This window comes from Psychrobacter sp. MF31 (assembly GCF_012847335.1).
GTDB lineage: Bacteria > Pseudomonadota > Gammaproteobacteria > Pseudomonadales > Moraxellaceae > Psychrobacter.
Map to the genome: position 1 here is coordinate 77,977 of NZ_JABBDX010000003.1, position 23,068 is coordinate 101,044.

Sequence of the window (23,068 nt, forward strand, 5' to 3'; positions counted from 1 at the left end):
TATGCGCTAAAATAAATCATTTGCCTAAAACAATGACAAGAATAATTAAAAAGGAAAAAATTATGGTCGATTCGGGGATTTTTATAGGAGTTTTTGAGCCGCTGCATTTAGGTCATCTGCGCAGTATTTTGGCGGCGGCTGGGATTTGTAAGAACCTTTATGTAGTCATTATCCCGCAACCAAATCCGCATCCTGACTTTAATATCACGCTACAAGATAAAGCGCGCTGGCTACAGATGGCTTGCGCGGAGTTGCCATTTATCCAGATTCGTATTTTGGACTCGCTTGAGCTGCCCGTTCACGAGCCGCAAAATGCTACAAGCGTTAATATTGAATTGACCAACCAAAAGCTCAACTTCGTGATTGAGACGTTAGCGCTACCGCCTGATAGCGTATTATTTACCGCTGAATCCCACCCACTTGCGCAGCCTGACATTGCCCCAAGCCTTATTTTAAAAATAATAACCACACCAAACGAGCCGGAATTTGACACCCAAGCCATCGCCCAAAATCCAATTGCGAATTGGGACGCCATTCATCCGGTAGCTCGCCGTGACTATACCAAAACTGTGGCGATTGTCGGTGGGGAGAGCTCAGGAAAAACTACGCTCGTTTATAAGCTTGCCAATTATTATGGCGCAAGTTTGGCGCTTGAAATGGGCAGACTTTACGTTGGTACGGATTTGGGCGGTCGTGAGACGGGGCTGCAATATAGCGATTACGCGCCAATAGCGCTCAATCATGCCAACGCTATCCGCGAGGCTCGCGCCAATGCCACCGCTCCTATCACCTTTGTGGATACCGATTTTGTGACCACGCAAGCTTTTTGCGAAGAGTACGAAGGTCGAACTCATCCATTTTTGGCGGCTTGCATTGATGAATTTTGCCTTGATTTTACCATTATGCTGGACAACAACACGCTTTGGGTTGCCGATGGGATGCGCTCGCTTGGCAGTTTGGACGCACGGACGCGCTTTGAGCAGCGGTTATTGAATATTTTTGAGCGCCATCAAATTAAGCCGTATCTGATTGATAAGCCAGATTATGATGCGCGATATCATGAAGCCATTGCCTTTATCGACAAGTATGTTTTAAAAAAATAGGGTAAAAAATAACTACGTTTAAGAATCATAAAGTTTAAAAATAATAAAAAAAGGAAACACTATTTATGCAAATTCAGCTTTTGGACAACATTACTGGAAAATGGGCAACGCCGTGGATGATCATTTGGTTTATTTGCGGCGTTTTGGCGCTTTCTGCCGGATTTTGGGTGACAACGGAGCATTTAGCGCTGGATTGGTTTTATTTAATCGTCTCGTTCATTGGTCTTATTTGCGTGGTGTCGCTGTCATTTCGCAAAAACGTTATGGGAAATGGTTTTGGTATGGCAGCAACAGCGGGTGAAGTTGTCGTTCAAGCCACCTCAGGCGCGGTTGGATTGATGCTTGCGCCACTTTTTAACTTTTTTACCCACGCTTACGGGCTATTTTATTGGTCAAAGCATACCGATAGCGATGGCGATATGGTTCCCAAGTCCGCCAATAAATGGGTTTGGCTGGTGACCGCAAGCTTTATTATCATTGGGCTGCTACTATTTCCAACCGTTAACGCGCTGCTTGCCAAATACGGCTTTGCGGTGATTGAAGACGATAGCAGCTTATTTTTAGGGTTTATTTCATTTTTTTGGATTAACGTCATTGCCTTTGTGCTGTCCATCACCGCCCAAGCGGCTATGATTTTGCGCTATTCGTTTAACTGGTGGCTTTGGATTGTGGTCAATTTTGTTTGGTTGATTGTCAACTTGATGTCGGGAAATTACATCTTTGCGATTCAAACAATAATTTATCAAATTAACGCCATCGTTGGGCTTTATGAATGGCACCGAAGCGAACAAAACGCCTTGGCAAATCCGGTCTGATTGTGAGATAACAGAAGTATCTGAGATACAAGACAAGCAGATTAAACATCGCAACTTAACAAGGAGGTTATATGTCACGCCAAAGTAAACGAAGCCTTGAAGCTTGGCTTGCTGATTATGCCATCAGTCATCAAAATGGCATCATTGACTTCCTCCCCTCCCTAAAGAGAGGGGATTCCTACTGCTAGACGGCAAAGCCCTGCCGCAAGAATGTTCTTTGCCGCATTAATATCGCGGTCATTTTGTGTGCCACACTCAGCACAAGTCCATTCTCTTATTCGCAAACCTGTTCTACCTTTCGGACTACTATCGCTGATTTGGCGACAGCTTGAACAGGTTTGGGTGGTGTAAGCTTCATTCACAATCTCAAGATGGCAACCTGCATGCTTGCATTTGTAATCCAGTTGCCGTTTGAGCTCAAACCAACCTGCATCGTAAGTCGATTTAGCAAGATTGGTTTTCTTATTTGTGAATGATTTTGATTTTACGTCACCAACCACAATCAAGGCATTATTACGCACAAGCTTGGTGGTGAATTTGTGGATTAAGTCTTTACGGGTATTTTTAATCTTGGCGTGAATGGCGGTTACGCGCTTTTTGTGGTTAGCGCGCTGAGCCGTTGCCAATCTTGCCGCCCATTTTTGGGTTTGTTTGATGGTGAGAGTTTGACCATCTGAGGTAGTCGCTGCTTCTTTAATTCCTAAATCAATGCCAACTTGACCTTTGCCGCTTTGGACTTTGGCGTCAGCTTGAGCTTTGGCTTTGACCGTGATGCAAGCGTACCATCTGCCCCTTGCATCTTGAACCAGCTCAAGGGTGTTGATTTGGTATAGGCTTAAATTGTAGCTGTCAAACAATTCAACAATCAGCTTTTGACCTTTGGCTAAGCTTAATTGGATAGTTGATTTAAGGGATTTTTTACCACTTTGCCTTGTCGCTAAATGTTTAATCGCTGACTTTTTAAACGGTATCCAACCTAAGCTTTTTTTGCTTGATTTAGGGTTGTTGGTTCGCCATCTTAATTTGGCTTTTTTAAACTGCTTTCGGCTTTTGGCATGAGTCTCACTAATTGCTTGAATAGTTTGTGAGTGCAACCCTAAATACTCGCCTGAGCCTTTGGTGTATTCTGCTAAATCGTAAGCGCTAAAAAACTTTCCAGCTCGTTGTAAATGCTTAAAACTCAACTCATTGACGTAGTTCCAAACAAAGTTAACCGTGCCGCTTAGCTGGTTAAGCGGCAGTGCGTGTTTGTCTTTAAGTCGAAGTTTAAGAGTTTTCATGGTTTTAGTTTGCTAGATTTAGTGAGTCTTAGCAAGCTTAAAGTTGCTTTAAACGTCAACGGCTGTCGCCTGATATCCATGCTTAGAGAGGCATGGTTTTGCAGCGACTTTGGATAAAAAAATCCACTGGCTTTGCGTTCCGACCATTTTTGTGAGCATTTTGGGAATGGGAATGTCGCTTTCGGTTTGGTTCACTCTGGTGCTCAGCGCGCTGGTATTACTGTTTTATATTAAGCTGTCCACCCCGCTATTTTTAGCGATGGGGATTTTTATGCTCATTTGCTTATCGGTGCTTGCTTTGATGTCGCTTGGGTTTAAATTTTGGGCAGGTGTTTTTGTGATCGCTTGGATCGGGCAGTTTATCGGTCATAAAATCGAAGGTAAAAAACCGTCATTTTTTGAAGATTTACAATTTTTGCTCATTGGTCCTGCTTGGGTTGCCAACAGCTTGATAGCAAAGAAAAAAGAAAAGTCAGCTTAAATTCAAAATAAAACTCAAAATATAAAAAAGCGCCGACTTGCAAATGATGACCGTCCGCGCTTTTTTATTTACCTTCCTTTTTATTTACCTGCCTTTTTATTTAACCAAAACAAACCTTATTCAAGCGTTTGCACGCCGCCGCCATTCACAAAAAGAATCTGACCGCTGACCCACTCAGAAATTGGCGCGGCAAAATATAGCATCGCGCCGGCAATGTCGTCCGCCTCGCCTAAGCGCTTAATCGGCGTGTGCGAGAGCATTCTTTTTTCGATTTCGGGCGTGAGTACGGAGCGCAGGGCGTCGGTTCGCGTCGCTCCCGGCCCTACAGCATTGATCCGGACTTCAGGACCAAAGTCGTGAGCCAAGTTTTCAACCATATGGTTAACTGCTGCTTTTGATGAGCCATAGCCGCTCATATTCGGGCTTTTATCGATGCTCGACATTGAGGTGGTGATCACAATTGAGCCGTAACCAGACTGCTTCATATACGGTACGCAAAGTTGGCTCAACCGCCAAGCGCTAAAGACGTTCAATTCAAAATCGCGGCGAAAGTCATCAATGGTAATATCAAACGGATTTTCGCGACCGCCGCCACCGCCGCCGGCGTTATTAATCAAAATATTAACCGTTCCAAAGGTATCGACTGTTTTTTCAACAAGGGCAACCAAATCTTCATCTTTTAAAATGTTGCATTCAACGGCAAGACCTTTAACGCCAAAGCTTTCGATGTCTTGAACCGCTTTTTCAGCATCGGTGAGCTTTAAATCGGCAATGACCACATCCGCGCCTGCTTGAGCAAGTCGCAGCGCGGTAGCTTTACCAATACCGTTTGCGCCGCCAGTTACGATTGCGGTTTTTCCTGACAAATCAAACAGTTCATTAAAATTTTTATGTTGAAACTTGACCATAGCTTATCCTTATTATTTATAACTAATTATAGTGAGGTTTTGATAGACGAAATCGCTACCAACCTTTGGATTTTTTCTACTAAACTCTGTTCTATTATGCTGGCTTAACCTAAACTTATAATGACGACAATCTTATTTTTTTGTAACTGACAATTTTGTGATTTCAAAGATTTGTAACTTCAACGATAAAATAAGCGGTCATCAAATTTGCATTAATGAGGATATTTGTGGATTGGTTTGACATTTTTATTTATGACACCACTTGGGAATTTGCCGCCGAGATCGTCATTCGTACCATCATCATGTATTCCATGGTGTTTTTATTTTTGCGATTTACGGGCAAGCGCGGCATCCGTCAGCTGTCGATTTTTGAATTGGTCATTATTGTGTCGCTTGGCTCGATTGCAGGTGATCCTATGTTCACCGAGGATTTGCCACTGATTCAAGCGCTGCTCATCATGAGCTTAGTGATTGGCTTGTATCATCTTTGCACGTGGCTGACGATGAGATTTAAACCCATCGAGCATCTTTTGGAAGGTGAGCCGACCTATATCGTTAAAAATGGGGTTTTGGTGCTTTCGGAAGTCAGCGGCGGCACGATGTCAAATGATGACTTTTTTGCAGAAATGCGCCAACAAGGCATCCGGCATTTGGGTCAAGTTGAAGTGGGGCTGCTTGAAACCGATGGCGAGTTTAGCATTTTGCTGTTTGAAGATGACGAGGTTTGCTTTGGGCTACCGATTTTTCCGCATGAATATCAAAAAGTAACCCGCATTCATCCCGATCAGCATTACGCTTGTATGCACTGCGGTCACATTGAAAAAATCGCCTCAATTCATGCGCTTTGTCCGCGTTGCAAGAAAGCTGCAGGCTGGGCAAAAGCACTTGATAATAAGATCGTGGATTAACTATTTTTAATAATTTATTTTGATTTGTGGACAACAAATACGATATTCCCTAAACTCAAAAGGCAGTAATCAAAAACGTAAAGGACGATAGGTTAATAACGAATTAAAACTTCAAAAATCTAAATCAAGGATGATGAACGATGACTGATAACCCACACCATAAACCGCGCTTTTTGGCAAGCTTAACTTTAGCGTTAAGCCTTGCGCTATCGCCGCTAAGCTTTGCCTTAACGCCCACAAGCGCGACCGAGCAAGCCGCCGCGCGTTACGACAGCAGCAATGATATTTTTCATCCCATTTATGCCAAAAACGGTATGGTCGCCACCGAACAAGCTTTGGCAACGCAAGTTGGCTTAGACATTTTAAAGCAAGGCGGCAACGCCATTGATGCCGCCGTTGCCGTTGGCTTTGCGTTAGCGGTCGTACTACCAAACGCAGGCAACATCGGCGGCGGCGGCTTTATGGTGCTTCACGATGCCAAAACGGGCAAAAATATCGCTTTAGACTTTCGTGAAATGGCGCCCATCACCGCCAATAAGGACATGTATTTGGACGCCAAAGGCAACGTCATCGATGGCAAATCGCTGTTTTCACATAACGCAGTCGGTGTCCCCGGAACGGTCGCCGGAATGGAATATGCGCTAAAAAAATGGGGAACAATGCCATTATCTAAAGTCATTGCCCCTGCCATTACTTTGGCCGATCAAGGCTTTATTATCAGCGACGTTCTTGGCGATACTTTAGCAGAGGAAGCGCAAAATCTTGGCAAATGGGACAGCACCAAAGCCATCTTTTTTAAAAATGGCAAACCGCTAAAAGCCGGTGACCGCCTAATCCAAAAAGACTTGGCAGCCTCATTGCGCTTAATTAGCCGTCAAGGTTCAAAAGCCTTTTACGAAGGAGATATTGCCAAAAAAATCAGCCGCGAGATGGCGAAACACGGCGGCATCATGACCTTGCAGGATTTAAAAAACTACCGCGTCGTTGAGCGAAAGCCGATCGAGGGCAACTATCGCGGCTATCAAATCGCCACCATGCCCCCACCAAGCTCAGGCGGCATCCACCTCGTGCAAATGCTCAACATGCTTGAAAACTACCCTATCAAAGACTACGGCGTTAACAGCGCTCAAGGCATCCACACCCTTGCTGAAACTATGAAGTTGGCTTACGCTGACCGCTCAGAATACTTGGGCGACCCTGATTTTGTAAAAATTCCGATCAATGGGCTGATTTCAAAGCGCTATGCTCGCGATTTGGTCAATAGCATCTCACCTACCAAAGCGCGACCTTCAAGCGATATCAAACCTGGCAAACCACAAGGCTATGAAAGCGACCAAACGACGCATTACTCCTTGATGGATAAAGCCGGTAATGCCGTTGCAGTCACTTATACGCTGAACCTCAACTTTGGCACTGGCATCGTTGCTGACGGTACTGGAATTTTGCTGAACAATGAAATGGATGACTTTTCGGTAAAACCGGGCGTGCCAAACGCTTTTGGCTTGGTTGGCGGAGAAGCCAACGCCGTTGCCGCCAAAAAACGACCGCTGTCATCCATGACCCCAACTATTGTGCTAAAAGACAATCAACCTTGGCTTGTGACCGGCAGTCCTGGTGGGGCGCGGATTATCACCACGGTGCTCCAAACCATCACCAACACCATTGACCACGGCATGAATCCAGCTGAAGCGATTGTGACCCCGCGCGTTCATCATCAGTGGCTTCCGGATGAATTGCGAATTGAAGACGGTATCAGCCCCGACACTATCAAATTGCTTGAACGCCAAGGCTATAAAGTCGCTCAAAAAGCGCCGATGGGTCGCGTTCAAATCATCCAAGCAGATAAGTCAGGATTTTATGGCTATTCTGATCCGCGCAATCCGGATGGTAAAACGCTTGGATTTTAAGTGAATTAGGTTATAAGGGAACTTAGGTTATAAGCGAGTTTTGATAACTTGATAGGCTGGGCAGAATGCTTAGCCTATTTTTTTAGTGAGTATAAAGCGGATTAGCGGTAACGAACTCTATATCCCATATAGCTTTGATATCGTTAGATTAACCATTAATCTTTGCAAACCTTTAATTTAAACAAAAAAAAGCCCCACAATACTGTGAGGCTTTTTAGAATTTGGAGCGGGATAAGAGACTCGAACTCTCGACCCCGACCTTGGCAAGGTCGTGCTCTACCAACTGAGCTAATCCCGCTTAAGTCAAGTGCTTACTGCTTTGAAGTAATGCTGTCTTGATAGGTTGGCTATTTTAGCAGCATTTATTTTTCTGTCAACGCTTTTTTGCGATAATTTTTAAAAAAATAAGCTAAAAAACGCTATTCTGAGATAAAACATTGTTTTTAATAAATAAAAATTTTTATAAATTTATTTGCCATAAGCTTTGAAGTTTACCTAAAGTAACGCGCGCTCGACAGTTTATAAGCTTACTTACAAAGCTGCGTAAGATTGTTACTTTGCGTAGTCTAGTGTTTGGCAATAATCATTATTATACTTTGTGCCATCAAGTCGATCATCTGTCTTACCTATCGATATTAACGCTTTTATAATCTTCTTGGCTATCATCTTAGCCCGTTTAAGCGTCAATCGATAATTTTGGTTTTCTTTTTTATTTGCTTGTCAGTAAGCTTAAGTTGCTTAAGCGATCAACGCCTTTGACTGCGAGCATTTTATATTGTTAGTGAGGATTTTATGAAAAAAACGCTTTTGACGGCGGTAATGGCAACGTCCCTATCCGCGATGACGTTAACGGGCTGCTCAAGCACCACAGGCGCAGGCGCAATTGGGGTCGATCGCCAGCAGCTGCTTTTGGTATCAAGTGAGCAGGTGCTACAACTGTCGCAGCAAAGCTATAATAAAAGTCTGCAAGAAGCGCGCGCTCGCGGCGTTTTGGACACCAATGCAGCTCAAGTGAACCGTTTAAAAGGCATCGCAAGCCGATTAGTTGCGCAAACTGGCGTTTATCGTCCGGACGCGCAAAAGTGGAATTGGGAAGTTCATACCATCAAGTCTAATGACTTAAATGCCTTTGTTCTGCCCGGCGGTAAGGTGATGTTTTATACCGGAATTATTGATCGCTTGAATCTAAGCGATGATGAAATTGCGGCGATTATGGGTCACGAAATGGCGCATGCCTTGCGTGAGCACTCGCGTGAGCGCCTATCGCGTGAGTATGCCACGCAAACCGGAATCGGCGTTGCAGCCGGAATCTTTGGCTTATCGCAAAACCAAGCTCAGTTGGCAGGGCTTGCAGGGGACTTGGGACTCAGCCGACCGCACAGCAGAACTCAAGAAGCCGAAGCCGATGATATTGGTCTAGAATTGATGGCACGCGCCGGTTACAACCCGCAAGCTGCCATCACCCTTTGGCAAAAAATGCAGCGCGCAAGTCAAGGCGAGCCACCACAATTTTTAAGCACCCACCCAAGCAGCAACAACCGAATTGCCCAACTGCAATCGCTCATGCCAAAAGTTGTGCCGCTTTATCAAAAAGCACGCCGCTAATTAAAGCCTTAACACCTAGTAGAAGAAAAGCGCAATTAAAGGTTGCGCTTTTTTTTGAGCAGATTTTGGCAGCGGCGTTGACGCTTTTGCTTTGCTATAATAGCGATTATTTTAATGACTTAATTTTGTTAATCGTATTATTAATTAGGAATATTTTGCCATGATCGAGCAAGCTACTGCACCGGTCGCCTTTGCGCTAAATGAGGCGCTTAAAGGGCTATCGCCGTCTTACGTGGATATTGTCAATGAGTCAATGAGTCATGCCGGCTATTTTGATGGTAAAGAAAGCCATTTTAAATTGACCATCGTCAGCCCCGACTTTGCCAATAAGCGCTTGGTGGCGCGCCATCAGATGATTTATCAGGCAGCCGCGCCCCTACTGACCGCTCAAGGCGGCAGCATCCACGCGCTTGCCATCCATGCCTTTAGCCCCGATGAGTGGCAAAATCAAGACATTCCAAGCCCGAACTGCGCCGGTAAAAACGTCTAATCGTAAGGATTTTCAATGAAACATTTTCATATGCTGCTTGCCGTCGTGGTGATTGCGCTATTTATTTATCAAAGCTTCTTGGTTTTAGGCAAACAATCTCGAGCTGCTCGCGGCGTTAAAATCGCCAATCATATCGTTTATGCGCTGATTTTGGTGAGTGGTGCTTGGCTGCTTATTCAACTGTTAAGCGTTCATGCACCCATCCAGTGGGTCATTGCCAAATTGGCGCTGTTTATTGCTGCCATTAGCGCAAGCTTAAAAGCGTTTAAGCCTACCGCAACCGCTTCACAAAGCCGAATGGGGATTTTTATTGCAGCCGTTGCCTATATCGGCATTGTGGTTTTGGCAATTGTAAAACCGGGAAATTTATTTTAAGTGGGATTTTAGTACGATCCCCTATCATCACTATGGTAATTCCCTTAAAATATCAAGATGTTAATGATGATTGCGTTTTTGAATTAAAAAGCAGACCGTTTTTTTTCAAAAACTAAGGATATGTTATGAAACTCATCACGCCAATGGCAATAATCACCGCGGCAGTTTCAGCGCTTAGCTTGGGCGGCTGCGCCAGTACCGGCAATGTTACGCCGCAATATATCGCGCCAAGCACCTACCAAAGCTATGATTGTAATAGCTTAAATCAAGAGTTCACCCGCGTGAATCGCTATATTAATGCCACGCAAAATCAGCAATCCGGATTTTCAACTTCCGGCGTTGGTGTTGGAGTATCAGCAGGGCGCTGGGGAATTTCGCCAAATATTTCCTTTGGCGTTGGCAGAAATAACAACAACCAAGGTCGTGATGCAAAACTATCGCGGCTTTTTGGCGAGCGTGATGCCATTGTCCAATCAGCGCGAATCAAGCAGTGCAGCTTTGCCAATGGCATCAAAATTTACGGCGAATAAGCTGAGCTAAAAACTAGCTTTGCGATAAGCTTTGCACCCACTGGACGATTTGCGCGGTAGGAAGTGCTCCTGATTGCCGCGCAATCTCAACACCGTTTTTATAAGCTACCATAGTCGGCAAGTTACGGATGTTGTAAGGCGCTGCTGCCTGCTCAAATTTGTCCGTTTGCAACTTGGCGAACACCACTTGCGGCAACTGACTGGCAGCGGCTTTAAATTGTGGCGCCATCATCAAGCACGGTTGGCACCAACTTGCCCAAAAATCAATGATGGTCAGCACTTCATTTTTTTGGATGATTTTTTGTACAGAGCGGTCGCTCAATTCATGAACCGATCCTGACAATAGTGGCGTGCTGCACTTGCCGCAGTTGGGATGAGCGCTGATTTTGGCTTTTGGAATACGATTGAAGGCTTGGCAGTTTAGGCAAACTAAGTGGACATTACTTGTCATTATGCGCTCCTTTTTATTTTATAAGGTCAGTTATTTTATCGTTTACAATAACGATAATCGCAATTAGAATAAACCATGATGAAAATAGGGGTTAATTCTAAGAGCAATTGCGGTTAGAATAGCCGATATTTTAATGCGTTTGCTATGTTAGCGATCCAGTTTTAACTAGCCTATCATGACCACAAGTTTTAGTTGGTTTGCAATTACGATTTATTGCAAACGCTTACGGTTTACTGGTTAAGGAACAGCGCTTAAAAAAGCTCATTATTGGCGGTTAGCATTGCCCAAAACATTAAGCGGCACTTTTAAATAGCGGATGCCATTGGCTTCAGGATCGGGTAGATTTCCTGCATCAATATTGACCTGAACGGCGGGAATTATCAGCTTTGGCATGTCAAGATTGCGGTCGCGAGCTTCGCGCATGGCAATAAATGCCAGCTTATCGATGCCATCTTGAACATGAATATTGCGACGTTTTTGCTCACCAACGCTTGAGGTGGCACAATAATCACGGTTGGTTGGTGGATAATCGTGACATAAATAAATCACGGTGTCTTCTTTTAGCGCAAGCAGCTTTTGGATGGAATCAAATAAGGTCGCCGCATCTCCGCCTGGAAAATCGCAACGCGCCGTTCCGACATCGGGCGCAAATAAGGTATCGCCAACAAAAACAAGTTGATCGTCACCATCAACTGCTAAATACGCCATATCCGCGGGCGTATGCCCAGGAACGGCAATGGCGTTGATGGTTATGCTACCAAGCTTTAAGGTATCGCCATCGTCCAATAATAAATCAAATTGGCTGGCATCGGTGCGAAAGCTTGTATCTAGGTTATAAATCTGCTTAAATATTTTTTGCACTTGGGTAATGGTGCGACCGATAACTAAGCTGCCGCCAAGAACTTGCTTTAAATAGGCAGCGGCGGATAAATGATCAGCATGGGCATGCGTTTCTATAATAAATTCAAGCTGCCAGCCTGCCTCTTGGATAAACGCAATCAGTTGATCGATACTTTCCGTGCTCGTCGTTCCAGAATTGCCATCAAAATCTAGCACCGGATCAATAACTGCACAAACTTGAAGCTCACTTTTGGAATCAACTAAAATATGTGAAAACGTTTTACTGTCTTGATGCAAAAAAGAATGAACCATCATGACCACCCCCGCTTATGAAACCAGCTACTCGTTATTTTAATTTTATATCTTATTTATCAGCCGTTTACTTTATCAACCAAACCAATAACTTTTGATACGACGCTAAACTTTTAATCAATATAGCATAGATTTTACAATTATAAACTATATAATGTAATTATATATATTGATATTTAATACAATTGACATAAACATCAAGTAAAGTAGATCTTGATAATAAACTTATGATACGTTGTTGATCACTTGAATAAATAGTTTTATTTACTTTCAATTTTAATAACTCTTATTTTTAGTAGTTCTTATTTTTAGTAACCCTTAGTTTTAGTCATTCCTATTAACCCTAATGGCGGTCACGGTGATCGCCTATTTATAAACACGGACTGTTTTTATGATTCTTCATGCATCGCCTTTTGCCAGCCCATTATCGACGGCGCCTTCTAAGGAGTCAGTTTTGAACCCTTCGCTATCGACCAGCATTCAAGATCTGCCAACCGCACCTGCCAGTCACACCATAATGACTCAGCAACAAGCTGCCAACGGCGAGGATATTGACCAACATCAAGAACCAGCAAGCGTTTTGGCGGCTGATTTGGCGCAGCAAATGCAGTCGTCCGCGCTCAAAGCCAGTCAATTGCTAAAATCGCTGTCGCATCCCGACCGTTTGTTGCTACTTTGCCAACTCACCCAAGGCGAATATTGTGTTGGCGAGCTTGAAAGCTTGGTAGGCGTCGGTCAGCCAAGCCTGTCGCAGCAGCTTGGGATTTTACGCAAAGACAAGCTTGTGACCACCCGCCGCGAGGGCAAGCAAATCTACTATAGCATTGCCAGCAATGATGCTTTAGCAGTTTTGCAGCTGCTTTATGAGCGTTTTTGCGGTAATGGCGCGCAATAGCGCCTTAAGTAATAACTTAGTACAGCTCAAAGGTCGCGGTGATAACAAAAGACTGTGTTAAAATTAAGCTTCATTTACCACCAAAAAGACTGCTATGGGCTTTTTTGCCGACCGCTTGATCCCCGACTGGATCACCAAATACCCGCTCAAAAACTTGCCAACGGATTTGGTGGCAGGGCTTGTGGTCGGATTTTTGGTGGTGCCGCAAAGCTTAGGATATGCGGTATTGGCGGGGCTTCCGGCAGAATATGGTCTTTATTCCGCCATTGTTCCGGTCTTGGTTTACGCTTGGCTTGGCTCAAGCAGCGTTCAGGCGATAGGACCTGTTGCGATTACGGCGATTATGACGGCAAGTAGCCTTCATGAGTACGCCGATAAAGGCGCCGCGCAATATGCGCTTATGGCAAGTTTGCTGGCGCTTATGGTCGGCGCTTTGCTGTTTATTGCAGGGAAGCTCAAGCTTGGCTGGATCATGCAATTTATCAGCCGCGGCGTATCGGCAGGGTTCGTAAGCGGCGCGGCGGTGCTGATTTTTATCAGTCAGCTAAAATATATTACAGGCATTCCGGTCAGCGGCAATAGCATCATCGGTTATTTAACCAGTATTCAGCGCCACTTTATGGATTGGCATCCGCTGACGTTACTGCTAGGAATGACCGCGCTTTTTTTACTTATCGCCAACCGCTATGGCAGCCGTTGGGTTTGGCGCTCTTGGCTGCCTAAATCTAAAGCCATTTGGGCGGAGCGCTTATTTCCATTAATTTTATTGGTGATGGCAATTTTTTTAAGCATCACCTTTCATTGGCAAGCTTATGGCGTAGCAACTATTGGCGCTATTCCGCAAGGTTTACCTGCGTTTAAACTGCCTTATTTGCCCGATTTTCATGAAGCGCTCAATTTGCTGCCAACAGCAGGGCTAATGGCGCTCATTGCGTTTGTTTCAAGCAGCTCCGTTGCCAGTACTTACGCGCGCCTTCGCGGCGAACGCTTTGATGCCAATGACGAGCTGACCGGACTTGGACTTGCAAATATCAGCGGCGCATTTTTTCAAAGCTTTGCGGTTGCAGGCGGCTTTTCGCGAACTGCCATCAATGCCGACTCAGGCGCCAAATCACCCGTTGCTAGTGTCATGACTGTCCTTGTGATGGTCTTGGCGCTTATTGTTTTTAGCAACACGCTTGCCCCACTGCCCTACGCGCTACTTGGCGCGACCATCATGGCATCAATCATTGGTCTTATTGATGTCAAAACGCTCAAAGATGCTTGGCAACGCGACCGCTTGGATGCTGCAAGCTTTTTAGCGGCGTTTGTTGGCGTGCTGATTTTGGGGTTAAATTCAGGGCTGATTATTGGACTTATGGTTTCGTTTGCCAGTCTCATTTGGCAATCGAGCAAGCCGCACGTTGCCGTGGTCGGTCAGCTTGCAGACAGCGGGCATTTTCGCAATATCAACCGCCATGATGTCGTTACTTTTTCCAATTTACTGCTGCTGCGAATTGATGAAAGCTTATTTTTTGGCAATAGTGAGTCGGTTCATAAACGCGTCGCCCAAGCCATGCGCCGCTATCCTGACGCTTGCGAAATCGTACTGATTATGGCAGCGGTCAATCATATTGATTTAACCGCTCAAGAAATGCTCATTACCTTAAATCAAGAACTCGTTGCCAATCATAAACGGCTACATTTTAGCTTTATTAAAGGTCCGGTCATGGACAGAATCGGCAACACGCCTCTGATTACTAACTTGTCCGGTTCTGTCTTTATGAGCACGATGGAAGCGGTTGATGCCCTAAAAAATTCTAAATCTTTATAAAACTATTACCAATTTATAAATCAACGATTATGCCAATGCTCAAAAATTTGTGATATTGTTATTCAAAAAGGTTATAAATATTAACTTCATTTTTCCTTATAATAATTCGATATATTGATAAATAATCAAGTATTATTTCCTTTTTTGACTATCAGTTATTTCATTTTTTGACTACCAAAAGTTAAAACCTTTCGAGTTAAAATTTCTCACAAGTTACGGTAATGGCAGTTATGATTTCGGACAATCTCACCATTTATAAGCAAATTTATCCCAGTCAGTGTTGCAAAATAGCCCACCTTGGCTTTCGCTCCGTGATCAATATTCGCCCAGACAGCGAAATTGAATCGCAGCCCTTGAGCGCCGATTTGGCAGCCGCCTCCCAAAAAGCCGATTTGGCTTATTGTTATTTGCCCTTTGACGAAGAGCGCTTAAGCCTTGATACCATTCAAAAATTTGCTGAATTTTATAACCGCTGCCCAAAGCCCGTATTGATGTTTTGCGGTACTGGCGCTCGCGCCAAGCTGCTTTACCAAAGTGCATTAATGCAAGATTTGTTATAACTTGCTCACCAAATTGTCCCAATTCTTTAAGCCAAACTTGATATTATTAGCCATCCCTACCGTTTTCTTGGAGTTGATATGAGTCATAACGTGACCATTACCGGTCAAATTACCCCTGAGCAAGTACCGATGCTGGCTGAAAACGGCATAAAAACCATCATCAATAATCGCCCTGATAACGAAGAACCTAACCAGCCAACGAGCGCTGAGATCGAAAAAGCCGCAACAGAGGCAGGACTTGCTTATAAAGAAGTCTCGTTTTCAGGAAATGGTTTGACCCAGCAGCATGTTGAGGACTTTGCTGAGTTTTTTAACCAAGCCGAGCAGCCGATTTTGATTTTTTGCCGAACGGGAAACCGCTCCACCGGTATTTATGAAGTCGCTAAACAAATGGATTTGCTTGACGATTAAGTATCATCCAATCAAAAGCAAAATTAAAAAAATCCCGAAACCTTGGCTTCGGGATTTTTTATTATGAAGTAAATAATTATTGCATTACCAAATATTCAAATGCAGATAATGCCGCTTTACTGCCCTCACCCATAGCAATGTTGATTTGCTTAAAGGGGACGGTGGTCACATCGCCGCAAGCAAAAATACCTTTGCGGTCCGTTCGGCAGCGCTCATCGATTTCAATCTCGCCAAAGCGGTTCAAATCGATAAAACCTTTGACAAATTCCGTATTTGGAACCAAGCCAATTTGCACGAATACCGCCGCTAATTCTAATTCTTTAATCTCACCAGTGTTGCGGTCTTCATAAACAATCGAGCTGACTTTATTGTCGGTTGCTTTGATTTCTTTAGTCGCTGCACTAGTGATGATATCGATATTGGCTTTTTCGCGCGCTTTGTTGATAAGCACTTGATCCGCTTTTAACGTGTCAGCAAATTCAAACACCGTCACATGCTCAACGATTCCGGACAAATCTAGCGCCGCTTCAATTCCTGAGTTACCACCGCCGATGACGGCTACTTTTCTGCCTTTGAAAAAAGGACCATCACAGTGTGGGCAATACGCCACGCCTTTACCGATATTTTCTTCTTCACCTGGGACACCAAGCTTGCGCCATTTTGCGCCCGTTGCCAAAATAATGCTGCGCGTGGCAAAGCTTTCACCTGTGTTGAGATGGATTCGGTAGTTTTCATCCGGCGTTTCGCTGATTTCTTTAACGCTCACGTGCTCTTTGGTGGTGATGTCATACTCGCGCAAGTGCGTTTCAAAGTTCGCTGACAATGCGTTTCCGGTTGTTAAAGGCACCGAAATCAAGTTTTCAATGTCTTGGGTGTCTTTGACCTGACCGCCAATTCGGTCAGCAACCATGGTCACTTTTAAGCCTTTGCGAGCGGTATAAATTGCCGCAGCAACGCCTGCAGGTCCCGCGCCAATAATGGTCACGTCTTGCTGCTCTAGCTCCTCGCTATCCACCTCACCTGATAGCAAATCAGGGAATTGCTCTTGTAACTTTTCAAGCAATTTTGCGGTATCGATTTTACCGTTAGCAAACGGTTTGCCATTTAAAAAGACCGCCGGAACGCCTTGGATATTATTGGCGTCAACCAACTCTTGGAACAACGCGCCATCAATCATCTCGTTGCTGATGCCATCATTTAATAAGGCAAATTGGTTCAGCGCTTGAACCACATCGGGGCAGCTATGGCAGGACAGTGAGACAAAGGTCTGAAACTGCATGCGCTGATTAAAGCGCTTGACCAGCTTTTGGATGCCGTCATCAAGCTTAAGCGTGTGACCGCCTGCCTGCAAAATTGCCAAAATCAATGAGGTAAACTCATGACCACCCGGAATGCCGCTAAAGACAATCCCTGTATCATCAAGCTTGCCATCAATGCTTGGGCGAATGGTAAAGCTGACCCCTGTCGGCAAGCTGCTGTCGGTAACACTGGCATCAAACTGAATTTTGTCCGTGGCAGTGGCAATCTGAGTTAAAAAGTCGATCAGCTCCGAGCGCTTTTCGTGATCGCCCGCGCCAATCACAAAACTTACTGGTCGAGTCATTTTTTCGCTGTAGCTTTTAATCGCGTCAATCAAGCCTTTATCAATCATAAAAATTCCTTAATGTTAATAATGATATCAATTTTGTAAAAATATATTGTTAAGCTTTCTAAAATTTATCAAGTAACGCTTTGATTTCAAAATCAATTTCTAAGCTTTACTCGATATTGTTTTAGCGCCGATGAGACTATTATCAAAGGTTTTGATCGCATTTGCCAGCTTAGAAACTCAATTGCTAGCATTTAAAAAACAAATCATAATTTATTTTATATCCTAAATTTTAAATTTATATCTCATATTTTATGACTCACTCGAGAATTGCAAGCATAGAATTTGCTTGATGATTTCGCTACAATCGAGAGGCGGTTAAGTAAAAAACGGCATTAGCTATCAGGCGAATTGATGACCGTTTTACCGCTAAAGCAATTATTATAAAGGTGAGCAATCGACAATTATTATTTATTCAACATAGGTAATATTATCACCAACCATTCATCACTGATAAAAGGATAATATAATGGCCTTAGCAAAAAAATGGCAAGAGCACAGCGATACCATCCGCGAACTGCAAGCATCAAGCCCCCACTTTAATGACATTTTTGACGAGCATAGCGATCTTGACCAAAAAATTCGGCGCTTATCAAGCGATGTCATTACCAATGCCAGCCGCGATGACGAAATCGAGCAAATGAAACGCCGAAAACTTCAACTCAAAGATGAAATTTTCCGCCAAATTGACAAAGCCAAGCTTCAGGTCAGCGCTTAGCCAACCAAAAACTAATCACTAAAGAATTAACAACTAAAAAATTATAAAATTCATAATCAAACAAAAACGGCTACTTCTTATCGTTAGCCGTTTTTATTTTTAATAGATTTACTATTTTTAAAGCGTTACTAAAGCGTGACTAACCGCCAATTATCTCGCCACCGTTCACGTGAATGACTTGACCGGTTACGTAACTGGCGTCATCACTAGCAAGGTATAAATAAGCCGGCGCCACTTCATTGGGCTGACCTGCCCGACCCATCGGCGAGCTTTTACCAAATTTAGCCACTTCGTCCGGCGTAAAAGACGCCACAATAAGCGGCGTCCAAATCGGACCCGGAGCCACGCCGTTCACGCGGATGCCTTTGTCTGATCCAGATAAATTATTTGCCAACGCCCGAGTAAAGGACAAAATCGCGCCTTTGGTTGCCGCATAATCGATTAAATGGTCGCTGCCGCGATAAGCGGTAATCGAAGTCGTGTTAATAATGCTGCCGCCTTTATTGATATGCGGCAGCGCAAATTTGCTTAACCAAAAATGCGGATAAAAATTGGTATGAACCGTTTTATCAAATTGCTCGGTGCTGATATCCGTTAATGAGTCTTGCTCAATTTGCATTCCGGCATTATTCACTAAAATATCAATACTGCCAAACTCATCAACCGCTTTTTTAATCAACGCTTTGCAGTTGGCTTCAACGGACAAATCAGAGGCAACAAGCAAACAGCGGCGACCGTAAGCTTCAACGTGCTTTTTGGTAAAGCTGGCATCTTCATCTTCGCAAAGATAGCTCACGACAATATCCGCGCCTTCTTTGGCAAATAAAATAGCAACGGCTTGACCGATTCCGCTATCGGCGCCCGTAATCACAGCAACTTTATTGGCAAGTTTACCATTGGGAAAGTCTTTTGGTAGCACTTCAGGCTTTGGTTGCTGCTTACTTTGTGACCCCGGCAAGTCTTGCTGCTGCTTTGGAAAGGCGTTGTCGTTGGTTTGATCTTGGCTCATGGTCATCTCCTTATTATTTTACTTATGAGGTTGATTTTAAATTCAATTTACTGATAATAAAAAGTTTTGGGCGAACCATTCTTAGCATAGCCAAGTACTCAAGTATTGCAGATGGGCTTTGGTGAAAGATTGTAGATGAGTTGTAAAACGTTAACCTTTAAAAATCAGAATAATTAAAAACAAAAACCCCATCATAAAATGACGGGGTTTTGAAAGGACAACGACAGCCAAATGATTTTAACTTCATTGCCTTTAAGTTTAAGTTTTTACTAAAACTTAGATTTTACCAACCAAATCAAGGCTTGGTTTTAATGTGGCTTGACCTTGTTCCCAAGCTGCTGGGCAAACTTCGCCGTCGTTTTCACGAACGTACTGAGCGGCTTTTACTTTGCGAACCATGTCTTTTGCGCTGCGACCGATGCCTAAGTCATGGATTTCAGCAACTTTGATCAGACCGTCTGGATCGACTAAGAACGTACCACGAAGGGCAGCGTTGTCTTCTTCGATCATGATGTTAAAGCCGCGAGTGATTTTACCTGTGCCATCGCCAAGCATTGGGTATTGAACTTTGCCAATCGCTTCTGATGAGTCGTGCCAAGCTTTGTGAACAAAATGGGTGTCTGTTGATACGGCGTAAACTTCAACGCCAAGACCTTTAAGCTCTTCGTAATGGTTTGCCATGTCTTCAAGTTCAGTTGGGCAAACGAAGGTAAAGTCATGTGGGTAGAACATAAAGATCGCCCAGTTGCCTTTCACGTCGTCAGAAGTGATGGTTTTGAACTCACCGTTGACATAAGCTTGGGTTGAAAATTCTGGGATTTCTTGGTTGATAATAGCTGCCATGAACGGCTCCTTTATTGTTGGTTGATGAGTTACCTTTAAAATTTTTAAGCGCTTAACCATCATCTAAATATTAACAATTATTTAAATATCAACAATCATTTAAATCATCATGAGCGCTTGCGGTACTTGATTTACTATACGCGATTTTCACGGTTTATCTAGTTAAAAGTTTTTATTCTGATGTTTTGTTTTATTAAACTTGTTAAACTAAACTTTCAGATTTCTAAAATGACTAGTATGAGGCGATTATGATTACGTTACGCCAGCTTGAGTTTGCGTTAGCGGTGGCAAAGCATCGACATTTTAAGCGCGCCGCTGAAGAGTGCAATATCTCACAATCCGCGCTAAGCCTTGGGATTGCCGAGCTTGAAAAGCAGTTAGATACGCAGATTTTTGAGCGCAATAATAAGCAAGTGCTAATTACGCCGATTGGTCAGGAGATTTTGACGCGGGCGCAGCGGGTATTTTCTGAAATTAATGACTTGACCACGCGAGCGCAAAGCCACCAAACGCCGCTTGCCTACCCGATGACGGTAGGAATTATCCCAACGATTGCGCCTTATTTGTTACCTAAAGTCTTGCCAGCGCTCAAAGCTCAATTTCCCAATTTTCGAATGACCATCATCGAGCAACAAACCGAGCGCTTGCTTGAGCAGGTTCGCTACGGTCATATTGATACCGCCATTATCGCGCTGCCTTACGCGGTTGACGGGCTTCACAGCTTTGAATTTTGGTCGGAAGATTTTTTTGCGGTGTTTGCTAAAGACGATGAACACGCCAAGCTTGACACCATTGATGCTGATGCGTTGGCGGCGGCAAATTTGATGCTGCTTGGCGAGGGTCATTGTTTAACTGACCAAACCTTATCCGTTTGTCATTTTGACCGCGAGCAGATGAAATCAAGCTTTTCTGAAGCCAGCCTTAACACGCTCATTCAAATGGCACTTGCTGATATGGGAACGACGTTGGTACCAAAAATGGCGCTTGATCAGTTAAAGTTGCAAAATCAAAACGCGGTTGCTGTTCCGCTGACGGAACAAGGACCACACCGGCGAATTGCGTTTGTTACTCGCCTTAACTATGCTCGCGTTGATGATGTTAATTTATTAGGAAAAGTATTTTCTGAAGCGCTATTAGCCGATGAAAATAACGCAGAATCATAATTAAGCTTTCATATTTTAAACGCTTTTTCCGGCAAGTAAGTCATGCCAGTGCTGATAATCAGGCATGGCAGTAGCGACCGCTTGCCAAAAATCACGGCTGTGATTGGGGTGAATTAAGTGACAAAGCTCATGAACGAGAACGTATTCGGTACATTCGATGGGGTATGCGGGCAGATACGTTGACAGCCAAATCCGCCGCGCCCTTGTATTACAGCTGCCCCAGCGCGTTGTCATGGTTTTAAAGCGAACTTCACTGGCAACTGCGGTTTTTGGTTGCCATTTTGCCAGTAGATTTGGAACGATAGCACTTAATTCATCACGGTAAAACTCGGTGATGGCGCGACCGTTTGTATCGATAAGTTGCGGCTTACCCCAAAGTAACACTTTATTTTCGGCATTTTCATCATCAACATTGGGTAAAAACGCCGTTTTTTGCGCGGTTTGTTTTAGCAATTGCTCATGCTGACCGATCGCCCAATTCAGGCGTTTGGTCAGCATTGCTAATAAATAGTCGTCAGCAATGCCTTTGGGATACGTCACAAAAAGCGCATTGGGCTTTAAGCGAAAGTTGATATTTTTAACTTTTTTTGGCGATATATTGAGCGTAATTCCGTTAGCTGCAAGCTCATTATAAACTGCTTCTAGGCTTAAGCTCTTTTTTGCCGTCATGACAATTCTTGCAAATGATTGTCAAAGGACATTCGCTGACTTTGATGATCAGCGCTTACTGATTGCCGCGATTTATCTACGCCAATTGTTGTAAGCAATCCTTGACCGTCACTAACGATAAAATTAGCGCTATCATTGATAAAAGTTGCCGCTCCTGCACAATCCGGTAGCGAAATGCTCTCAATCAGCTTTTTTGATGTTAAATCAAAAACGGCTGCCACGCCGCCAATGGGTGAGGTCACGCACAACAAATTGTTTTGGCTGTCCACAGCAACGCTGGCAATATAGTGATGAAACATATGCCAATTGTCATTGGGCATGGTAAGCGGCAAAAGCGTGTCATCACCAAACTTATGGGTTAATACCAGCGGCAAGTTTAAATGCTTTTCGCCTTGAAACTGAACGCCAATCATCACTGTGCCATCCTCATGAATGTCCAAATGACGGATGCTCATTTGGTTATGCTGCGGGGTGATTTGCGCAAGTAGTTTGCCAGTTTGACAGTCAAGGTAAGTTAGCGCCGGCTGCATGGTATCAAGGTTCAGCTCCTCGCGTGACGCTTGCTCAGTTTTGATGCCGCCATTGGCAATGATAAGCATGTCACCTTTTGGGTGCATGATCAGCTCATGAGGTCCAATGCCGTGAGCGTCAATTTCACCAGTTTTTTGGTAGCCATTTTGCGCGTCATAACTGCCAATTTTACCGGTTAAATTGACCGTATCATTTTCGCTGACATAAAGCGTTTGACCATCAAGACTAAAGCAAGCATGACCGTAAAAATGGCGGTTGCTAGCGGCTTTAATGCTATGCAACACCTGACCTGAGGCGCTATCCAATACCCAAAAGCACGCGCTTGGTCGGCGACCCATGACCACGACATGGCGCTTGGCGGCATCGTCTTGATTTGGCGTGGGCTTAGGTTGAACAACGATATCGTGAACGCGCTCAGGCATAGTAGTTTGCCAAACCAATTGCCGCTCAGCATCTATCCCGACGACACCAAAATCTTGAGCGTCGTTGTCGTCAAGCATGACCGATTTTGGCATGGCAGCCACACCGCTGACCCAAGCGATGGGGCGCGGTAGCCACGTCGTGATATGATCGTCATTGATTTTATTTGACGCGATAGCTTGCTTTGCCGGATTTTTTGCAAAAGTCGCTTTCGATTTAGCCGCAAAACTTAGCGCCCCAAACGCGCCAGACACGTAGTCGCTGATTTTGGCATTCGGATTTGAGCGCTTTCGGTAATAATGATGCGCGCCAACCAAGCCTGTCGTTCCTGACAAGCTAAGCCATGTTAGATTCAGCAGCTCACGAGCAAAGGATTTTTTCAT

Annotated in this window: 24 protein-coding genes and 1 tRNA gene; 15 read left to right on the forward strand and 10 right to left on the reverse strand. The window is 44.2% G+C overall.

The window, feature by feature from the left end:
* Nucleotides 1-32 precede the first annotated feature (32 nt).
* Both nadR and pnuC read left to right on the forward strand, forming a co-directional pair.
* Nucleotides 33-1,103, forward strand: a complete 1,071-nt coding sequence (nadR, locus tag HF322_RS05390) for a multifunctional transcriptional regulator/nicotinamide-nucleotide adenylyltransferase/ribosylnicotinamide kinase NadR (protein ID WP_169392390.1) — start codon at nucleotides 33-35, stop codon at nucleotides 1,101-1,103.
* A gap of 65 nt (nucleotides 1,104-1,168) precedes the next feature.
* A complete protein-coding gene (pnuC, locus tag HF322_RS05395; protein ID WP_169392391.1) occupies nucleotides 1,169-1,918 on the forward strand; it encodes a nicotinamide riboside transporter PnuC in 750 nt (249 codons plus the stop codon).
* Nucleotides 1,919-2,079: 161 nt separating this feature from the next.
* Here pnuC and HF322_RS05400 read toward each other — a convergent pair whose 3' ends face one another.
* Complete coding sequence (locus tag HF322_RS05400; RefSeq protein WP_169392392.1) at nucleotides 2,080-3,198, reverse strand: RNA-guided endonuclease TnpB family protein; 1,119 nt, start codon at nucleotides 3,196-3,198, stop codon at nucleotides 2,080-2,082.
* A gap of 166 nt (nucleotides 3,199-3,364) precedes the next feature.
* Here HF322_RS05400 and HF322_RS05405 point away from each other — a divergent pair, with 166 nt between their 5' ends.
* Nucleotides 3,365-3,679 carry an Mpo1-like protein gene (locus HF322_RS05405; protein WP_375138530.1) on the forward strand — a complete coding sequence of 105 codons (315 nt, stop codon included), beginning with the start codon at nucleotides 3,365-3,367 and terminating at the stop codon, nucleotides 3,677-3,679.
* A 116-nt stretch (nucleotides 3,680-3,795) separates the two neighbouring features.
* Here the strand turns inward: HF322_RS05405 and HF322_RS05410 are convergent, their stop codons facing one another.
* On the reverse strand, nucleotides 3,796-4,587 hold the full coding sequence (locus tag HF322_RS05410) for a glucose 1-dehydrogenase (protein ID WP_169392394.1): 792 nt from the start codon (nucleotides 4,585-4,587) through the stop codon (nucleotides 3,796-3,798).
* Between the two features lie 227 nt (nucleotides 4,588-4,814).
* Between HF322_RS05410 and HF322_RS05415 the strand changes: the two genes are divergently transcribed.
* Nucleotides 4,815-5,495 carry a DUF421 domain-containing protein gene (locus HF322_RS05415; RefSeq protein WP_169392395.1) on the forward strand — a complete coding sequence of 227 codons (681 nt, stop codon included), beginning with the start codon at nucleotides 4,815-4,817 and terminating at the stop codon, nucleotides 5,493-5,495.
* A 140-nt stretch (nucleotides 5,496-5,635) separates the two neighbouring features.
* Nucleotides 5,636-7,402 (forward strand): gamma-glutamyltransferase, encoded by a 1,767-nt coding sequence (ggt, locus tag HF322_RS05420; protein WP_169392396.1) that lies wholly within the window; start codon nucleotides 5,636-5,638, stop codon nucleotides 7,400-7,402.
* Nucleotides 7,403-7,624: 222 nt separating this feature from the next.
* Here the strand turns inward: ggt and HF322_RS05425 are convergent.
* Nucleotides 7,625-7,700: transfer RNA gene (locus HF322_RS05425), tRNA-Gly, on the reverse strand.
* A gap of 494 nt (nucleotides 7,701-8,194) precedes the next feature.
* Between HF322_RS05425 and HF322_RS05430 the strand changes: the two genes are divergently transcribed.
* The 4 genes from HF322_RS05430 (at nucleotide 8,195) to HF322_RS05445 (ending at nucleotide 10,402) form a co-directional block, all read left to right on the forward strand.
* Nucleotides 8,195-9,007, forward strand: a complete 813-nt coding sequence (locus tag HF322_RS05430) for a M48 family metallopeptidase (protein WP_169392397.1) — start codon at nucleotides 8,195-8,197, stop codon at nucleotides 9,005-9,007.
* 160 nt (nucleotides 9,008-9,167) lie between these two features.
* A complete protein-coding gene (locus HF322_RS05435; RefSeq protein ID WP_169392398.1) occupies nucleotides 9,168-9,497 on the forward strand; it encodes a BolA family transcriptional regulator in 330 nt (109 codons plus the stop codon).
* Between the two features lie 15 nt (nucleotides 9,498-9,512).
* Nucleotides 9,513-9,872, forward strand: a complete 360-nt coding sequence (locus tag HF322_RS05440; protein ID WP_169392399.1) for a SirB2 family protein — start codon at nucleotides 9,513-9,515, stop codon at nucleotides 9,870-9,872.
* Nucleotides 9,873-9,997: 125 nt separating this feature from the next.
* Entirely contained in the window at nucleotides 9,998-10,402 is a 405-nt protein-coding gene (locus HF322_RS05445; RefSeq protein WP_169392400.1) for a hypothetical protein, read from the forward strand.
* 13 nt (nucleotides 10,403-10,415) lie between these two features.
* Here the strand turns inward: HF322_RS05445 and HF322_RS05450 are convergent, their stop codons facing one another.
* The gene (locus HF322_RS05450; RefSeq protein ID WP_219848179.1) at nucleotides 10,416-10,853 is read right to left on the reverse strand and encodes a co-chaperone YbbN; all 438 of its coding nucleotides are present in this window, start codon (nucleotides 10,851-10,853) and stop codon (nucleotides 10,416-10,418) included.
* A 264-nt stretch (nucleotides 10,854-11,117) separates the two neighbouring features.
* Nucleotides 11,118-12,008 (reverse strand): MBL fold metallo-hydrolase, encoded by an 891-nt coding sequence (locus HF322_RS05455; protein WP_169392401.1) that lies wholly within the window; start codon nucleotides 12,006-12,008, stop codon nucleotides 11,118-11,120.
* Between the two features lie 388 nt (nucleotides 12,009-12,396).
* Between HF322_RS05455 and HF322_RS11780 the strand changes: the two genes are divergently transcribed.
* The 4 genes from HF322_RS11780 to HF322_RS05475 all read left to right on the forward strand — a co-directional run bounded on the left by HF322_RS11780 (nucleotide 12,397) and on the right by HF322_RS05475 (nucleotide 15,684).
* Nucleotides 12,397-12,900, forward strand: coding sequence for an ArsR/SmtB family transcription factor (locus HF322_RS11780; protein ID WP_375138528.1), 504 nt, complete (start codon nucleotides 12,397-12,399; stop codon nucleotides 12,898-12,900).
* A 94-nt stretch (nucleotides 12,901-12,994) separates the two neighbouring features.
* Nucleotides 12,995-14,713, forward strand: coding sequence for a SulP family inorganic anion transporter (locus HF322_RS05465; RefSeq protein WP_169392402.1), 1,719 nt, complete (start codon nucleotides 12,995-12,997; stop codon nucleotides 14,711-14,713).
* Between the two features lie 221 nt (nucleotides 14,714-14,934).
* On the forward strand, nucleotides 14,935-15,273 hold the full coding sequence (locus HF322_RS05470) for a beta-lactamase hydrolase domain-containing protein (protein ID WP_223193185.1): 339 nt from the start codon (nucleotides 14,935-14,937) through the stop codon (nucleotides 15,271-15,273).
* A 78-nt stretch (nucleotides 15,274-15,351) separates the two neighbouring features.
* A complete protein-coding gene (locus HF322_RS05475; RefSeq protein WP_169392403.1) occupies nucleotides 15,352-15,684 on the forward strand; it encodes a TIGR01244 family sulfur transferase in 333 nt (110 codons plus the stop codon).
* Between the two features lie 76 nt (nucleotides 15,685-15,760).
* Here the strand turns inward: HF322_RS05475 and ahpF are convergent, their stop codons facing one another.
* Nucleotides 15,761-17,335 (reverse strand): alkyl hydroperoxide reductase subunit F, encoded by a 1,575-nt coding sequence (gene ahpF, locus HF322_RS05480; RefSeq protein ID WP_169392404.1) that lies wholly within the window; start codon nucleotides 17,333-17,335, stop codon nucleotides 15,761-15,763.
* A 466-nt stretch (nucleotides 17,336-17,801) separates the two neighbouring features.
* On the opposite strand from ahpF, the gene HF322_RS05485 reads away from it, so the two are divergent.
* A complete protein-coding gene (locus tag HF322_RS05485) occupies nucleotides 17,802-18,050 on the forward strand; it encodes a YdcH family protein (protein WP_169392405.1) in 249 nt (82 codons plus the stop codon).
* A gap of 139 nt (nucleotides 18,051-18,189) precedes the next feature.
* Here HF322_RS05485 and HF322_RS05490 read toward each other — a convergent pair whose 3' ends face one another.
* Entirely contained in the window at nucleotides 18,190-19,065 is an 876-nt protein-coding gene (locus HF322_RS05490; protein ID WP_219848180.1) for a glucose 1-dehydrogenase, read from the reverse strand.
* Between the two features lie 270 nt (nucleotides 19,066-19,335).
* On the reverse strand, nucleotides 19,336-19,902 hold the full coding sequence (gene ahpC, locus HF322_RS05495; RefSeq protein ID WP_169392407.1) for an alkyl hydroperoxide reductase subunit C: 567 nt from the start codon (nucleotides 19,900-19,902) through the stop codon (nucleotides 19,336-19,338).
* A 248-nt stretch (nucleotides 19,903-20,150) separates the two neighbouring features.
* Here ahpC and HF322_RS05500 point away from each other — a divergent pair, with 248 nt between their 5' ends.
* Complete coding sequence (locus HF322_RS05500; protein ID WP_169392408.1) at nucleotides 20,151-21,065, forward strand: hydrogen peroxide-inducible genes activator; 915 nt, start codon at nucleotides 20,151-20,153, stop codon at nucleotides 21,063-21,065.
* A gap of 15 nt (nucleotides 21,066-21,080) precedes the next feature.
* Here the strand turns inward: HF322_RS05500 and HF322_RS05505 are convergent, their stop codons facing one another.
* Nucleotides 21,081-21,734, reverse strand: coding sequence for a M48 family metallopeptidase (locus tag HF322_RS05505; RefSeq protein ID WP_169392409.1), 654 nt, complete (start codon nucleotides 21,732-21,734; stop codon nucleotides 21,081-21,083).
* Nucleotides 21,731-23,068 (reverse strand): DUF1513 domain-containing protein, encoded by a 1,338-nt coding sequence (locus HF322_RS05510; RefSeq protein WP_223193186.1) that lies wholly within the window; start codon nucleotides 23,066-23,068, stop codon nucleotides 21,731-21,733. Before HF322_RS05510 ends, HF322_RS05505 begins: the two co-directional genes overlap by 4 nt.

Excerpts from the sequence above, each read along its gene's own strand:
- HF322_RS05400 (WP_169392392.1), bottom strand. The coding sequence starts at position 3,198 with ATGAAAACTCTTAAACTTCGACTTAAAGACAAACACGCACTGCCGCTT.
- ahpC (WP_169392407.1), bottom strand. The coding sequence starts at position 19,902 with ATGGCAGCTATTATCAACCAAGAAATCCCAGAATTTTCAACCCAAGCT.
- HF322_RS05430 (WP_169392397.1), top strand. The coding sequence starts at position 8,195 with ATGAAAAAAACGCTTTTGACGGCGGTAATGGCAACGTCCCTATCCGCG.
- ggt (WP_169392396.1), top strand. The coding sequence starts at position 5,636 with ATGACTGATAACCCACACCATAAACCGCGCTTTTTGGCAAGCTTAACT.
- HF322_RS05485 (WP_169392405.1), top strand. The coding sequence starts at position 17,802 with ATGGCCTTAGCAAAAAAATGGCAAGAGCACAGCGATACCATCCGCGAA.
- HF322_RS05410 (WP_169392394.1), bottom strand. The coding sequence starts at position 4,587 with ATGGTCAAGTTTCAACATAAAAATTTTAATGAACTGTTTGATTTGTCA.
- HF322_RS11780 (WP_375138528.1), top strand. The coding sequence starts at position 12,397 with ATGATTCTTCATGCATCGCCTTTTGCCAGCCCATTATCGACGGCGCCT.
- HF322_RS05450 (WP_219848179.1), bottom strand. The coding sequence starts at position 10,853 with ATGACAAGTAATGTCCACTTAGTTTGCCTAAACTGCCAAGCCTTCAAT.
- HF322_RS05510 (WP_223193186.1), bottom strand. The coding sequence starts at position 23,068 with ATGAAAAAATCCTTTGCTCGTGAGCTGCTGAATCTAACATGGCTTAGC.
- HF322_RS05440 (WP_169392399.1), top strand. The coding sequence starts at position 9,513 with ATGAAACATTTTCATATGCTGCTTGCCGTCGTGGTGATTGCGCTATTT.
- HF322_RS05405 (WP_375138530.1), top strand. The coding sequence starts at position 3,365 with ATGGGAATGTCGCTTTCGGTTTGGTTCACTCTGGTGCTCAGCGCGCTG.
- pnuC (WP_169392391.1), top strand. The coding sequence starts at position 1,169 with ATGCAAATTCAGCTTTTGGACAACATTACTGGAAAATGGGCAACGCCG.
- HF322_RS05455 (WP_169392401.1), bottom strand. The coding sequence starts at position 12,008 with ATGATGGTTCATTCTTTTTTGCATCAAGACAGTAAAACGTTTTCACAT.
- HF322_RS05465 (WP_169392402.1), top strand. The coding sequence starts at position 12,995 with ATGGGCTTTTTTGCCGACCGCTTGATCCCCGACTGGATCACCAAATAC.
- HF322_RS05445 (WP_169392400.1), top strand. The coding sequence starts at position 9,998 with ATGAAACTCATCACGCCAATGGCAATAATCACCGCGGCAGTTTCAGCG.
- ahpF (WP_169392404.1), bottom strand. The coding sequence starts at position 17,335 with ATGATTGATAAAGGCTTGATTGACGCGATTAAAAGCTACAGCGAAAAA.
- HF322_RS05500 (WP_169392408.1), top strand. The coding sequence starts at position 20,151 with ATGATTACGTTACGCCAGCTTGAGTTTGCGTTAGCGGTGGCAAAGCAT.
- HF322_RS05475 (WP_169392403.1), top strand. The coding sequence starts at position 15,352 with ATGAGTCATAACGTGACCATTACCGGTCAAATTACCCCTGAGCAAGTA.
- HF322_RS05435 (WP_169392398.1), top strand. The coding sequence starts at position 9,168 with ATGATCGAGCAAGCTACTGCACCGGTCGCCTTTGCGCTAAATGAGGCG.
- nadR (WP_169392390.1), top strand. The coding sequence starts at position 33 with ATGACAAGAATAATTAAAAAGGAAAAAATTATGGTCGATTCGGGGATT.
- HF322_RS05470 (WP_223193185.1), top strand. The coding sequence starts at position 14,935 with ATGGCAGTTATGATTTCGGACAATCTCACCATTTATAAGCAAATTTAT.
- HF322_RS05505 (WP_169392409.1), bottom strand. The coding sequence starts at position 21,734 with ATGACGGCAAAAAAGAGCTTAAGCCTAGAAGCAGTTTATAATGAGCTT.
- HF322_RS05490 (WP_219848180.1), bottom strand. The coding sequence starts at position 19,065 with ATGACCATGAGCCAAGATCAAACCAACGACAACGCCTTTCCAAAGCAG.